12 protein-coding genes are annotated in these 14,902 nt (G+C 39.3%); 11 read left to right on the plus strand and 1 reads right to left on the minus strand.

Annotated features, from left to right (window positions below; translation table 11 throughout):
• Window positions 1–22 precede the first annotated feature (22 nt).
• The 3 genes from modA to J8L70_RS03345 are packed head-to-tail and all read left to right on the plus strand — an operon-like array spanning window position 23 to window position 2,457.
• Complete coding sequence (gene modA / locus J8L70_RS03335) at window positions 23–772, plus strand: molybdate ABC transporter substrate-binding protein (RefSeq protein ID WP_211054065.1); 750 nt, start codon at window positions 23–25, stop codon at window positions 770–772.
• Window positions 759–1,430 carry a molybdate ABC transporter permease subunit gene (modB, locus tag J8L70_RS03340; protein ID WP_211054371.1) on the plus strand — a complete coding sequence of 224 codons (672 nt, stop codon included), beginning with the start codon at window positions 759–761 and terminating at the stop codon, window positions 1,428–1,430. The genes modA and modB overlap by 14 nt, the downstream gene beginning before the upstream one ends.
• A gap of 10 nt (window positions 1,431–1,440) precedes the next feature.
• Entirely contained in the window at window positions 1,441–2,457 is a 1,017-nt protein-coding gene (locus tag J8L70_RS03345; protein ID WP_247664674.1) for an ATP-binding cassette domain-containing protein, read from the plus strand.
• On the opposite strand, the gene moeB is transcribed toward J8L70_RS03345, so the two are convergent.
• A complete protein-coding gene (moeB, locus tag J8L70_RS03350) occupies window positions 2,454–3,209 on the minus strand; it encodes a molybdopterin-synthase adenylyltransferase MoeB (protein WP_211054066.1) in 756 nt (251 codons plus the stop codon). The two genes, J8L70_RS03345 and moeB, sit on opposite strands and share 4 nt — an antisense overlap.
• Window positions 3,210–3,478: 269 nt before the next feature.
• On the opposite strand from moeB, the gene J8L70_RS03355 reads away from it, so the two are divergent.
• The 8 genes from J8L70_RS03355 (at window position 3,479) to J8L70_RS03390 (ending at window position 14,871) form a co-directional block, all read left to right on the plus strand.
• Window positions 3,479–4,942: a NarK family nitrate/nitrite MFS transporter gene (locus tag J8L70_RS03355; RefSeq protein ID WP_211054067.1), complete on the plus strand. Its 1,464-nt coding sequence runs from the start codon at window positions 3,479–3,481 to the stop codon at window positions 4,940–4,942.
• Between the two features lie 12 nt (window positions 4,943–4,954).
• The gene (locus tag J8L70_RS03360) at window positions 4,955–6,679 is read left to right on the plus strand and encodes a bifunctional protein-serine/threonine kinase/phosphatase (RefSeq protein WP_211054068.1); all 1,725 of its coding nucleotides are present in this window, start codon (window positions 4,955–4,957) and stop codon (window positions 6,677–6,679) included.
• 14 nt (window positions 6,680–6,693) lie between these two features.
• The gene (locus tag J8L70_RS03365) at window positions 6,694–7,872 is read left to right on the plus strand and encodes an alginate export family protein (RefSeq protein WP_247664675.1); all 1,179 of its coding nucleotides are present in this window, start codon (window positions 6,694–6,696) and stop codon (window positions 7,870–7,872) included.
• 158 nt (window positions 7,873–8,030) lie between these two features.
• Window positions 8,031–9,551, plus strand: coding sequence for an FAD-dependent oxidoreductase (locus tag J8L70_RS03370; protein WP_348772124.1), 1,521 nt, complete (start codon window positions 8,031–8,033; stop codon window positions 9,549–9,551).
• 50 nt (window positions 9,552–9,601) lie between these two features.
• Entirely contained in the window at window positions 9,602–12,295 is a 2,694-nt protein-coding gene (locus J8L70_RS03375) for a nitrate reductase (RefSeq protein ID WP_211054069.1), read from the plus strand.
• A 17-nt stretch (window positions 12,296–12,312) separates the two neighbouring features.
• Window positions 12,313–13,329 (plus strand): glycosyl transferase family protein, encoded by a 1,017-nt coding sequence (locus tag J8L70_RS03380; RefSeq protein WP_348772127.1) that lies wholly within the window; start codon window positions 12,313–12,315, stop codon window positions 13,327–13,329.
• Between the two features lies 1 nt (window position 13,330).
• A complete protein-coding gene (gene moaA / locus J8L70_RS03385; protein ID WP_211054071.1) occupies window positions 13,331–14,302 on the plus strand; it encodes a GTP 3',8-cyclase MoaA in 972 nt (323 codons plus the stop codon).
• A gap of 2 nt (window positions 14,303–14,304) precedes the next feature.
• Complete coding sequence (locus J8L70_RS03390; protein WP_247664676.1) at window positions 14,305–14,871, plus strand: molybdenum cofactor guanylyltransferase; 567 nt, start codon at window positions 14,305–14,307, stop codon at window positions 14,869–14,871.
• Window positions 14,872–14,902: the final 31 nt, after the last annotated feature.

The raw sequence follows: 14,902 nt of genomic DNA on the forward strand, positions 1-14,902 counted from the left end.
ATTTATTAAAACAATACTTACAATGGCAAAGGTTTACAATACATTACTCGGTTATTTTTTGTTAGTAAGCAGTGTGTTAGGGTGTGATTTACAGGCTAAAGAAGTGCTTCATATTGCGGTGGCGAGTAACTTTAAACCCGCACTTAAAACCCTGTTAAGTAACGGGGCTTTACCGCAATTTGAAATAAAAATGTCAGCAGCTTCAAGTGGTGTTTTATTTTCACAAATTATGCATGGCGCACCTTTTGATATTTTTCTTTCAGCTGACGAAGAACGCGCGCAGGCCCTAATTGCAAATCAGCGTGCTGCACACGCTAGTTTAGTAACGTATGCACAAGGGCAATTGGCTCTTTGGCAGCCAACTAGCCCATTGCAAGGTAACAAAATGGCAATTGCGAATCCTCGCTTTTCGCCCTACGGCAAAGCAGCCAAAGCTTTTTTAGAACACAGTTTTAGTGCTTCATTTGAGTATGTATATGGCAGTAATATTACCCATGCGTTTCAATTTGTAGACAGTGGTAATGCCAGTAAAGGCATAGTGGCTTACTCATCACTTATTAGCGCTTATGAGAAAACAAACAACAATAAATACAAAGAGTATCAATTGCTTGACGAAAAAAAATATCCGGCAATTTTACAACAAGGCGTTATTTTAAATTCAGCAAATCAACAAGCCGCACAACAGTTTATGGACTTTTTAATGAGCGAAAGCAGCCAACAGTCCTTAGTTAAACTAGGGTATAAAATAAAGCGTCATGATGTTACAAAGTGATATTACAGCATTGTGGCTAACCATTAAGCTTGCACTAATAACCTCTTGTATTTTATTAGTATTTTGTATGCCTGTAGCCTATAAGTTAAGTTATTATAATGGGCGTTTTAAAGCATTGATCGAGGCGTTAATAGCAATGCCTTTAGTGCTGCCACCCACCTTATTGGGCTTTTATTTATTGGTTTTGTTTTCGCCAGATCATGCGTTTGGCCAATTCTGGTTTTGGTTAACCGGCTCGCCATTGGCATTTAGTTTTCAAGGTGTAGTAATCGCATCTTTATTTTACTCATTGCCATTTGTTATGCAGCCATTGCTAGCTGGGTTTAAGCAAGTTAATAGCACCTACAACGAAGCCGCTATGGCATTGGGCCTAAATGGTATTACACGGTTTTTTTATTTGGTATTGCCTTTATTAAAACCAAGTATTTTAAGCGCTTTTGCGCTGGGTTTTGCCCATACTTTAGGGGAGTTTGGTTTAGCGTTAATGATTGGTGGTAATATTGTTGGCGAAACCCAAGTGGTGTCGATAGCCTTGTATGATCATGTTGAGTCACTTGATTATAGCGCAGCACATCAGCTGTCTTTAGTGTTACTAGGGTTGTCGTTTTTCTCGTTAGTTATGTTGTTTAAATTTAATAAACAAGCGATAGGTAAGTGATAGTAAAATTATGATACTAAAATTATTTAAAGCGCTTGAGCAATTTAATCTAGATATTAATTTAGACCTTTACAAAGCCAAAATAATCGGTGTGTTTGGCCCGTCAGGTTCTGGAAAATCAACACTTTTACGGTGTATTTCTGGGCTTGAAAAGCACCAGTTTGTTAAAATTGATAACCAGGTTTTATCAGATGTCGCCATTGATAAGCGCGGTATTGCTTTACAATTGCAAGCGTGTCCGCTATTTCCACATTTAGATGTGGCCGGCAATTTAAACTTTATTTTTAAACACACAAAACAACAAAACACAGTCAGTATTGCCGAGGTAGTGAATCGACTTGGTTTACATGATTTGCTTGAGCGTAAAATAGATAATTTATCTGGGGGTGAAAAGCAACGAGTTGTGTTTGCCCGTACCCTATTAACAGGGCAAAAAACTATTCTACTTGATGAGCCTTTTAGCGCGTTAGATTGGCAGGCCCGTTATCAAACACTAAAAGCTTTAATAGATTTTTCAATTGATTACGATATTCGATTTGTCATTGTCAGTCATTCGTTAAAGGAACTTGTTTATTGTTGTGATACCTTAGTGCAATTACAATTAGGGCACGTGGTTAACGCAGGTGAACTGTCGCAAGTTGTTAAGTCATTAGATAAGCAAACCTATACGAAATACAACATTATTCATTGTGAGTCTATACAGCGTGTTGAGCAATACAACATGTATCGTATGTTCCTCACTAATAGTGAGCAATCATTAGTTGTTTCAAAAGCCACGGCTGAATTAGGTAAACGATTAGTGATCCCAAGTTCAGGTATCACTATTGGCCTCAAGCACTCGGGTATATATGAATTTAATACGTTAGTTGCACGCTTAGTTGAGTGGGAAATTCATGATAATGACTGTTATTTAACTCTCACCGTGGATGGCCAAGATTTATATTGTCAGTTACCCCTAATCGTATGGGATAAAACCCCTTTAAGTATCGGTGATGATGTACTGGCCACCGTGCAGCTAGAGAGCTAACTGCACACACTGCATTGGGGGCTTTTAGTAATTTTAAATTTATTAAAGCTCATACTGAGTGCATCAAGTAACAACAAATGTTCGCTTAACCCACAGGGTAACCCCGCTAATATTTTTACTGCTTCGGTGGCTTGTACGCTGCCTATCAAGCCGACAACAGGCGACAACACGCCCGATTCGGAACAACTTTGGCTTTGTCCGCTAATAAATTGTGAAATACAGCCATAGCAATGACTATCAGGTTGCATAGTAAAACAAGCAACATGACCTTCCATGCGTATTGCAGAGCCTGAAACTAATGGTTTTTTATATTTAAAGCACAATTCATTCAATAAGTTACGAGTTTCTAAATTATCGCTACAGTCAATAATAATATCAGCTCGGCAGATTAATTCTTCATGATGTGAATCGTCGGACAGCGCGTGAGTGAGTGCATTAATGGTTATTTCACTATTGAGTTGATTTAGCTGTTGTTTGGCGGCTTCACACTTAGATTGGTTTACATGTTGCTCGTTAAATAATATTTGGCGCTGTAAATTGTGTGATTCAATTATATCGTTGTCTATCAAAGTCAGTTCGCCCACACCCGATGCTGTGAGGTATTGCGCTACAGCGCAGCCTAACCCGCCGACACCTAAAATGACAGCATGACTTTGCCATAACCTTTCTTGTCCCGCTATATCGAGACTAGGCAGCATGATATGACGCGAATAGCGTAGTTGTTGTTGGTACGTTAAAGGGGGCTTGTTCATGGTAGTCCTTATTTTTTATGCACCATAACAATTAGCCCAAACTTAGAGCAAGGTGTTTTATAATTTTCTCTTTGCACCAATTGTGATATTGCGATTTCACTAAGTTGGTGCGATGTGACGATATTTATTTCCTTTAATTAACTAACTTATTGATATTAAATAATTAAAAGGTTTGGCGTGGTATTTGCAGTGTGGTAAATGTTGATATTTACTAATAATTAACAAATTAGTAGCGATTATTTAATTAAATAGATGTTTGGGATTTTACAATGCAATCAGGGTTCAAGTTACTTTCGTTTAATGGAAAAATGAAAATACTGCATTTAAGTTGGATGGTATTTTTTGTTTCTTTTTTTGTATGGTTTAACCATGCACCTCTTTTAGGCGCTATTGCTAATTCTTTAGGGATTAGCATGGCACAAGTGAAAACATTACTTATTTTAAATGTTGCCTTAACAATACCCGCCCGTGTTGTTGTTGGCATGCTGACCGATAAATTTGGTCCTCGTATTGTTTATGCAGCATTACTTATCCTATGTAGTATTCCCTGTTTTATGTTTGCGTTATCAACCACTTTTGAGCAAGCAGCCATTGCCCGTTTTGCTTTAGGTTTTATTGGTGCGGGTTTTGTTGTTGGCATTCGCATGGTGAGTGAATGGTTCCCCGCAAATGAACTGGGCACCGCGGAAGGTATTTACGGTGGTTGGGGTAACTTTGGTTCAGCGGCAGCAGCTATGTCGCTGCCCTTAATTGCTTTGTTTTTTGGTGGTGATGATGGCTGGCGTTATGCCGTTGGTCTCACAGGGGTATTAAGTGTCATATTTGGGGTTATTTGGTACTTAAATGTAACCGATACACCTAAAGGAGCCACTTACTTCAAACCTAAACAAATTGGCGCAATGGAAGTAACCAGCAAAGGCGATTTTATTTTATTACTCATTATGAAACTGCCTATGTATGGCGCATTGGCGCTTTTAACATGGAAGCTTTCACCAAGTGGGGCGAGTTTACTCTCTGCTAACTTTGTAATTGCCACTTATATATTTTTAGTTTTACTTTATTTGTACGAAGTTTATAAAACGATTCAAATAAACGCGCATGTATTCAAACAACCGGTACCCGAAGCACAGCGTTATGACTTTAAACAAGTTGCGGTATTAAACATTCTTTACTTTACAACCTTTGGATCTGAATTAGCGGTGGTATCTATGCTGCCATTATTTTTTAGCGATGTATTTTCATTAGATATGGTGTATGCCGGTTTATTAGCTTCAGCTTATGCGTTTATGAATTTAGCTTCACGACCGGGAGGAGGATGGATATCTGACCGTTGCGGTCGTCGTGTTACCTTAATTGTATTAACAACTGGTTTAGCTGCAGGTTATTTTGTAATGGGATTGGTTGATGCGTCATGGCCATTATGGTTGGCAGTGGCTGCAGCAATGGCGTGTTCATTCTTTGTACAAGCCGGTGAGGGAGCGGTATTTGCGGCGGTACCATTAATTAAACGCCGTTTAACAGGCCAAATTGCTGGCATGACCGGGGCATATGGGAATGTGGGGGCGGTGGTGTATTTAACAGCCTTGTCGTTAGTTGATTACCAAACGTTCTTTTTTATTATTGCCGCCAGTGCCTTGGTTGGTTTAGTGGCTTTATTCTTTATGAAAGAACCACAAGGGCATATCACTGAAGTAAACGAAGATGGCTCTGTTGAGCTGATTTCAGTAACCTAAGTGAGCGATAAAATGAGCAATACCCCCAACGATTTGCTAGTTAGCTTTGGTGGCGTAACCAGCAAAGGTATTAAGGAGCTAAACCAAGATGCGTTTGCAGCACTCAATACAAAAGCACAAGAAAAGCAAAATAAAGGGGTTATTGCGTGTTTAGCCGATGGTTGCTCATCGGCTAAGTATGCAAAGGAAGCGGCGACTATTTCGGTTACTCATTTTATAACTGAGTATTTAAATACGCCCGATAGTTGGTCGGTTAAAAAGTCTGTCTCTAAAGTGCTAACAAGCTTAAACCAATGGCTTTATTCGCAGTCAGTTAATCAACGTTATACAAATCACAGGCAAGCTGATTGGATGACGACATTCAGTGCGCTTATTTTAAAATCGACCACAGGGTATATTTTTCATTTAGGTGATACCCGTATTTCGCGATTACGCGCATCAGTGATTGAGCCTTTAACGCGTGATCATAAAGTTAATAACAGTTTAACCAAAGCACTCGGCGCTGAGCTTCATCAAGAAGTCGATGTATTCGAATGTGAATTAAAACAAAATGATATTTTTATTTTAAGCTGTGACGGAGTGCATGATTTTTTAACGCAACAACAGTTAGCCGATGAAATAAATAAACACGACGACTTAGAGCATGCGGCACAATCGATTGTTGATTTAGCCCAAACGCAAGGTAGCGATGATAACGTTAGCTGCTTATTAGTTAAAATAAATGCCTTACCTGAGCACAATTTAGATGAACTTTATCAAGCGCTTACCCGACGTAAAATACCGAATGTACTTAATGTTGGCGATACAATAGATCACTACACAGTTGTTAGGGTGCTAAACGCAAGTGCTCGTTCGCATATTTATTTAGTACAAACCTCACCCCAAGAACCTTTGATGGTTTTAAAAACGCCATCGGTGTATTTCGAAGAAGATCTTCATTACTTACAAGGTTTTATTAGAGAAGGTTGGGTAGGACAACGAATTAATCATCCAAATGTCATGAAAGTGTTGTCAACCGCAGCTGATAGCCAGTTTTTATACCATGTGTGTGAATATATGGATGGCCAAACATTAGATGAATATAAACACGACAAACCGTATTTAGAAATTGTTCAAGTTAGAAGTATTATTACCCAAATTGTACACGCTTTACGTGCTTTTCAACGCCTTGATATGATACACCGCGATTTAAAACTCGATAACATAATGATTGATGCTCACGGCAAAGTGACATTAATTGATTATGGTACGGTGAGTGTTGGTGCCATGAATGAATCAGTAAAAGTTTTAGCTGATGATTGCCCACAAGGCACTGCTGATTATACAGCCCCAGAAACAATTTTGACGATGCACGCCGATTTTAAAAGCGATTTATTTTCGTTAGGGGTGATTGCATATGAGCTTTTAAGTTCACGATTACCTTATAAACCGGTGTTAGCCAGCCAAGCATTAAAAAATGATTACAGTCATTGGCAATATACTAGCATTCGAAAATATCGTTCGGATATCCCGTTTTGGCTTGATCAAGCCTTAATGAAAGCGCTGGCACCTAAACCTGAGTATAGGTATCAAGCGTTTTCAGAATTTGTTTACGATATCACTAAACCTAACCCAAATTTACAAATCAACGTGAATAAACCGCCTTTATTGCAACGCTCCCCCGTGATGGTGTGGAAATTAATATCGTTGTGTTTATCGGTGGTACTAATTTTTGTACTTATATATAAACCAAACTAATGATGAGGCCAACCATGCTTAGAGTAAAAACACGTTTATCAATTGCTATTTCTTTCGCTTTGTTAAGCGTCCCTGCGGTGCAGGCAGCTCAAACTGATCTAGATTTTAGATTACGCTTTGAAAGTGTAGAACAAGATAATACAGCAAAAGATGCTAGCGGATTAACACTAAGGACTCGTTTGACACATAAAACCGATGAGTATAACGGCTTCTCTGGTGTGGTTGAATTTGAAGATGTAAGAACCTTATTAGGCGTGAGTGACTATAACAACACTCAAGGCGATTACACTGAGTATTCAGTGATTGCTGATCCTAAAGGTACAGAGCTTGATCAGGGATTTATTCAATATAAAAAAGATGCATTTAGTGCCAAAGTAGGGCGTCAGGTTATTAAGTTAGATGGCGTGCGTTTTGTCGGTGATGTGGGGTGGCGACAAGATAGACAAACATTTGATGCAGCGACATTAAATTACACGTTTTCTAAAGATATTGCCCTACAGTATAGCTTTATAAACAAACGCAATCGTATTTTTGCCGATACACGAGATATTGATTCAACCGATCATTTAATTAATGCCAGCTTTAACACAGACTTTGCAAAGTTTGTTGTGTATAGCTACCTGCTTAGTGACGATGATTTAACAGATAATAGCTTAAATACTTTTGGTGCGAGCTTTAAAGGAAAGAAAAAACTTGATAGCGGCACTGTACTTTATTCAGGTGAGATAGCAACACAGTCATCTGAAACCGCTGGCGTTGAGTTTGATGCAAACTATTACATGTTAGAAGTTGGGTATGGCTTTAAAGGGATCACTGCAAAGCTAGGTTTTGAGTCATTAGGTTCAGATGATGCTAACTATGGTTTTTCAACCCCCCTGGCCACATTACATAAATTTAATGGTTGGGCTGATACATTTTTAACGACCCCCGCGCAAGGGTTAGATGACTTGTATGTTAGTGCTACGGGTAAAGCGTTTAAAGGTAAATGGTTAGTGGCTTATCATAATTACTCTGCCAATGAAGCCACCAGCACCGTTGATGATTTAGGCAGTGAAATTAATATTCAGTATGTAAAACCAATCGCTAAAAAATATGCCGTGGGTGTTAAATATGCCGATTATTCAGCAGGTGATAGCGGTGCCAATAAAGTGGATACGCAAAAGTTATGGGTGTGGGTTTCAGCTAAGTTTTAAACTGATCACTCACAATTAATAAAGCAGTGTCACAAAGTGGTGCAATGCATGCGTTTTGCTGGTGCTGCTTTGTGGTTTTATTTAATTAAACATATGATTTTTAATGTTTTTATTTTTATTTTTTACTGGCTTAGTACTTGCAATTTAAAAGTATATAAGTGAGCTATCGCTACGTATTAACTAGCAAGCATAAAGTGGGTCGAGAAGGTGAAATAATGCCAAGTAAGCAACGGGTCGTAGTTGTTGGGAATGGTATGGTTGGGCATCATTTAGTGCAACAACTTGTTACGCAAAATAAACTAACAGATCATTTAGATATTACCGTGTTAAGCGCAGAGGATAGACTCGCTTATGATCGCGTACAATTATCGTCTTTTTTTAGTGGCAAAACCGAAACTGATTTAGCATTAACGAATGAACAAACTTATGCTGATTGGGGGGTCACATTTGCTGTTAATGCAAAAGTAACCCACATTAATAAATCAGCTAAGTCAGTCACAACAGCCCAAGGTGAGCAATTTTTTTACGATAAATTAGTATTAGCTACGGGGTCTTTTCCTTTTGTACCGCCTATCCCAGGTAGTGATGGTAAACATTGTTTAGTGTATCGCACTATAAACGATTTACATGCCATAAAAAAATCAGCAGCAGATAGTAAAGTCGGTGTTGTGATTGGCGGTGGTTTACTGGGTCTTGAAGCGGCTAATGCCTTAAAAAAATTAGGCCTAGACACACATGTAATTGAATTTGCACCACAATTAATGGGTGTACAAGTCGATAGTGCTGGTGGTCGGTTATTAAAGCAAAAAATTAATGAATTAGGCGTGCATGTACACACCTCAATGGCGACAGAAAATATAATTAATGGAGATAACGCCCGTTATAAAATGTGTTTTAAAGGGGGAGAGACCCTTGAAACCGACATGATTTTATTTTCGCCAGGGATTCGTCCTTTTGATAATTTAGCGCGTGAATTTAATCTTGAAGTAGGCCCACGTGGCGGTATTGTGATTAATGATCAGTGCCAAACATCAACCCCCGATATTTATGCAATTGGCGAATGCGCGTTGTGGAATAATTTTATTTTTGGCTTAGTTGCCCCTGGTTACAGCATGGCTAAAGTGGCCGCAGAGCATATAGGCCAAACACACTCTGACGCACAGTTTAAAGGTGCCGACATGAGTACAAAATTAAAACTCATGGGGGTAGAAGTCGGCTCTATTGGCGATGCGCATGCTAAAACCCCGGGAGCAAAGAGCTTCTTTTTTGAAGATCAACTCACAGGCGTGTATAAAAAAGTAGTCACGAATGCGCAAAGTACAAAATTAATTGGTGCAGTGTTAGTCGGCGATACCAGTGATTACGATAATTTACTGTTATATCACCTAAATTCGATAGAATTAACCGTCGCGCCCGAATCGCTTATCATGCCATTAGCGGCAGAAGTTGCCACACTCAGTGCAGCCGATTTACCCGATGATGCCATTATCTGTGCGTGCCATAAAGTAGATAAACAAAGTATTACCCATGGCGTGTTAGCAGGGCATAACGACTTAGCCAAAATTCAACATTTAACAAAAGCCAGTACAGGGTGTGGTGGGTGTGAAAAATTAGTGCAAAGCGTGATTGACCATACCTTAGCGCAATCGTTAGAGCTAAGTACGCATACTCCTGTATAAACATCACTGAAAAGTGCTTAACCCCAGTAAAAAATTTAAAAGAGATGACCATGGCTAATAACATAACACAGCAACAGAGCCCTAGTTTAAAACAAACGACCTGTGCCTATTGTGGCGTAGGGTGTGGCGTTGACATTACCCTTACAAATAATACGCCGACAAAATTAGTGGGCATGGTTGATCACCCAGCTAATTTTGGTCGCTTATGTGTTAAAGGTACGCATTTACTCGAAACAACCAGTAATGACAACCGTTTAACTGCTCCGCGTATTAATAATAAAGCGGTGAGTTGGCACGAAGCCACAGATCATGTGGCTCAAGGATTTAACGATGTTATCGCTGAGCACGGCCCTGATAGTGTAGCATTTTACGTTTCAGGTCAATTACTTACAGAAGATTACTACATTGCTAATAAGCTGATGAAAGGCTACATTGGCTCGGGTAATATTGATACTAACTCACGCTTATGTATGTCATCGGCCGTGGCCGGTTATAAACGGGCGTTTGGTGAAGATGTTGTGCCTTGTAGTTATGATGATTTAGAACAAACACAGCTATTAATTTTAATTGGTTCTAATGCTGCATGGACTCACCCGGTATTATTTCAACGTATGGAGCGAGCAAAACGGTTAAATCCCGCGATGAAAGTTATCGTGATTGACCCACGTAAAACCGACTCTGTTGAGCTTAGCGATCATTTTTTACAGTTAAAACCAGGCACCGATGCAGCACTATACAATGGTTTGTTAATGTATTTACATAAACAAAATCAAACTGATGATGCATTTATCGAGCAGCATACATCGGGGTTTAAACAAACGCTGTTACAAGCAAGTGAGTGGTCGATTACAAAGGTTGCTGAGTTTTGTGAGTTAAGTGTTGAGCAAGTGACTACGTTTTATCAAATGTTTGCACAAAGCGACAGTGCTATTACTTTTTATTCAATGGGGATTAATCAATCTAATACAGGGGTTGATAAATGTAATGCGATTATCAATGCACATTTAGCGTCGGGAAAAATATTTAAACCGGGTAGTGGTCCATTTTCAATTACCGGTCAGCCAAATGCCATGGGGGGGCGTGAAGTCGGGGGCTTAGCTAATCAATTAGCCGCCCATTTAGATATAGAAAACCCGCACCATCAATCATTAGTCAAACGCTTTTGGCAATCACCCACAATTGCCACCAAAGCCGGCGCTAAAGCCATTGATATGTTTGATGAGATAGCCAAAGGTAAAATTAAAGCAGTATGGATTATGGCTACAAACCCCTTGGTAAGTTTACCCAATAGGCAAGCGATAAAACAGGCTCTTGCTAGTTGCGAGCTAGTGGTCGTGTCTGACTGTGTTGCTAAAAACGACACGCTTGAATATGCTAATGTTGTGTTACCCGCTACAGGCTGGATTGAAAAAGATGGGACGGTGACTAACTCTGAACGTCGGATCTCAAGGCAGCGCGGCTTAGTAGCGCCTTATGCAGGGGCAAAGCACGATTGGCAAATTATGTGTGAAGTGGCTAAAAAAATGGGTTTTTCGGGGTTTGAATTTAATCAACCCAGTGAAATATTTGCCGAGTGGGCGAGTATGACGGCGTTTGAAAATAACGGCCAACGTCAACTTAACTTATCAGGTCTGAGCCAATTAACCGCTCAGCAGTATGATCAACTTAAACCAGTACAATGGCCTGTTAATGCTGATAAACCTTACTTAAATGGCCAAGTATTTAGCGATTTACGCTTTAGTACCGACAATAAAAAAGCCCACTTTATTGCGATTACACCTAAATTACCTGAGCAAAAAACCTCAGCTGATTACCCCTTTGTTATGAATTCAGGGCGGGTACGAGATCAGTGGCATACGATGACTCGTACTGGAAAAGCCGCGACCTTAGCGTCACACGTAACTCGGCCTTACATAGAAATACACCCTGAAGATGCGAAAAAGCGAGCAATAAAGCACGATGATTTAGTACACGCCAACGCCATAACCGGGCGAGTTACAGCACATGCAAAAGTGAGTGATTCAGTGCGCAAAGGTGAGTGCTTTATGCCGATCCATTGGAATCAACAGTTTGCGTCATCCGCGAATGTAAGCCAATTGTACCAATCGGTTGCTGATCCAATCTCAGGGCAACCTGAGAGTAAACACGCCGCGGTGAATATAGAGCGTGCTGAATATAGCCAGTATATGCAAATTTTTGTGAATCAAAGTTTAACGTTTACTGCAGATTTTTGGCTTAAAGTAATCGCAAATAATTGTGTTAATTATCAACTTGCGTTGATAAAACCCGAAGATGATTTACTTTATTGGTGTCAAAGTGTCAGTGGTTTACAAGGACAGTGGTCAGGACAAAGTACTGAGCAGGGAACACATATTCAATGTTTACAAAATAATCGCTTAGTGTTTGCAGCCATAATGACGCAGCAGCAACAGGTGGTGTCACTTGAGTGGGTAAACCATTTATTTTCACAAAACACGTTAAGTTATGTGCAATTGCAGGGTCTACTAAGTGCAACCCCAGATGCAGAGTTTACTCAAGGGCGACAAATTTGTAGTTGTTTTAAGGTACGAGAAAACCCTATTATAGAAGCAATAAAAACTGGTTGTAACAGTGTTGAATTATTAGGTGAACAATTAAAGTGTGGAACGAATTGTGGCTCATGTAAAACAGAGCTTAGCCAATTGGTTAAACAACATGGTAGATTATATACAGAAGAAATAATTGATGTGGCTGTTTTATCTTAACGTGCATTTAAAGTCGCATTAAAAATAGGAAAACTATGAGTAATGACTTCAGTCAATATATAAAATTGATAGGAAAAGGTAAAAAAGCAGGTAAGTATTTAGATTTTCAACAAGCACAAGATGCCATGAGTGCGGTACTTGAAAAAAAAGCCACCGCAGAACAGGTTGGTGCTTTTTTAATGCTATTGCGGGTACGTGAAGAATCAGAACAAGAATTAGCTGGTTTTTTAACGGCCACTAAAACCAAAACAATGCGTAGTTTAAGTTCGCTTACACCGGTTGATATTGATTTAGGTTGTTATGCCGGAAAAAGACGCCACCAATTTTGGTTAATGTTGGCTATTAAAACCATGGTACAGCATGGATATACCTTTTTTTTACATGGAACCAGTGAGCCACACTCGCAGCGTTTGTATTTAAAACAAGTATGGCAAGAACTTGGCTACGAAGTATCGACTACCGTAGAGCACGCCAATAAAATGATTGCCACCGTTGGCGCTTGTTACATGGATTTAGCGGTGATCAATCCAGCACTTGATGAATTGATTCAGCTACGTGAAACCTTAGGCCTGCGTTCTTGCGCTAACACATTAGCACGTATGTTAAACCCGTCTAACGCTGCGGTAAGTTTACACGGCGTGTATCATCGTGATTTTGATTTGCGTCATATTGAAGTCGCTAAATTATTAAATGAAAATAATGTGGCATGTTTTCGTGGTGATGGTGGCGAAATTGAACTTAACCCTGAACGAGAATGCATTGTACATCGGGTGTTTAATAACCATATTGAAAGCATTACGTTCCCGCAATTATTACCTAGCTGGCAAACTAAAGACCGTGAACTATCAAGTGCTAAGCTTGAGCAAGTGTGGCTTGCACAGCAAAGTGATGAATACGGTGAAGCTGCGATTATTGGGACTATTGCCGTGATGTTGTATTTAATCGCCCCTAATTCGGTTGAAATGTGTTTAAATAAAGCCAAACAACTATGGCAGCAGCGTGATAAAAACGCACAAACACAAAGGAGCAAATAACATGTTAAACGATAAATTTGGTCGTCAGTTTAACTATTTGCGGTTGTCGATCACCGATGTCTGCAATTTTAGTTGCACTTATTGTTTACCAGATGGGTATCAATGTGACACCCCGCGAGACTTTTTATCTAAAGACGAAATAACCACTTTAGTGAATGCTTTTGCACAACTTGGTACAAAAAAAGTACGTATAACCGGCGGTGAGCCTTGTTTACGTAAAGATGTTACCGATATTATTAAATTGTGTAAAAACACCCCAAATATAGAAAAAGTAGCGATTACAACCAACGGTTTTAATTTAATCAATAAAATTGATGAATTTGCAGAAGCGGGTTTAGATGCATTAAATGTCAGTATTGATAGTTTAAATCCTAGTATGTTTAAATTGATCACCGGCCACGATAAGTTGCAGCAAATTATTAAAGGGATTGAGCGAGCGCAGCAGTTAGGTATTAAAGATATAAAAATTAATGCAGTGCTTGCTAAGCAATTCAATAAAAATCAATTAAGCGACTTTTTACACTGGATAAAAACCAATAAAGTGACCGTTAGATTTATAGAATTAATGGAAACAGGGTACACAAGTGAATTTTTTGAACTTAACCATTTGAGTGGCCAAACCATTAAAAATGAATTATTAGCACAAGGTTGGTTACAAGTTGTTAGAGGTAAATTAAACGGCCCAGCAGAGGAGTACTTTCATCCTGAGTATCAGGGACGTATTGGTTTAATTATGCCCTACAGTAAAGATTTTTGTAAAACCTGTAATCGCCTGCGTGTATCAGCACTAGGAAAACTGCATTTATGCTTATTTGCCGAGCAAGGTATTGATTTACGCTCACTGCTTACAGAACAAGATATTCCTGGTACCGCTAAAGCGATAGAAGCGGCAATGAGTAATAAACACATTAGTCATGAGTTAGATAAACGCTTAACGGGCGCCACCACTCATTTAGCTATGTTAGGTGGTTAAGTTTGGCTTTTGTTGGGGTTGTGCTTGCAGGAGGTAAATCGTTACGCATGGGGCAAGATAAAGCCACTTTATTATTTAACAGCAAATCGTTACTTGATAATAGCGTAACATTATTGCGACGCGCTGGGGCCAGTGAAGTGTTAGTTAGTCGCAACAGTAATAGTAAAAACCCTGCATATATCAGCGATATTTACCCAAATAAGGGCCCGCTAGGTGGTATTTACTCTGCGTTAATGGCAAGCCCATTAGATGTTTTGATAAGTGCAGTGGATATGCCATTATTAACCCCCGCACAGCTAATTAATTTAGCCAATGCTGCAACTTTACAAGCGAATGATATGAACGCATGGCAGCTAAATAATGAGCCTCTGCCGGTGTATATAAAAAACACTCAAGCGGTAAAACAGCAACTAAGTGCAATTTTACTTAATAAACACGGCGGTAAGTCGATTAAATATTTTTTACATACTATTGGTGTACAATCAGTGATATGCAACGAAACGCACACCTTAATAAACACCAATACACCACAACAATTTAACGATGTGCTAGCGTCTCCTTTGGTTTAATTAACGCACATCCTAGACAAAAAGAAGAAAT

The sequence above is a fragment of the Pseudoalteromonas sp. MMG010 genome (assembly GCF_018100905.1).
Taxonomy (GTDB): domain Bacteria; phylum Pseudomonadota; class Gammaproteobacteria; order Enterobacterales; family Alteromonadaceae; genus Pseudoalteromonas.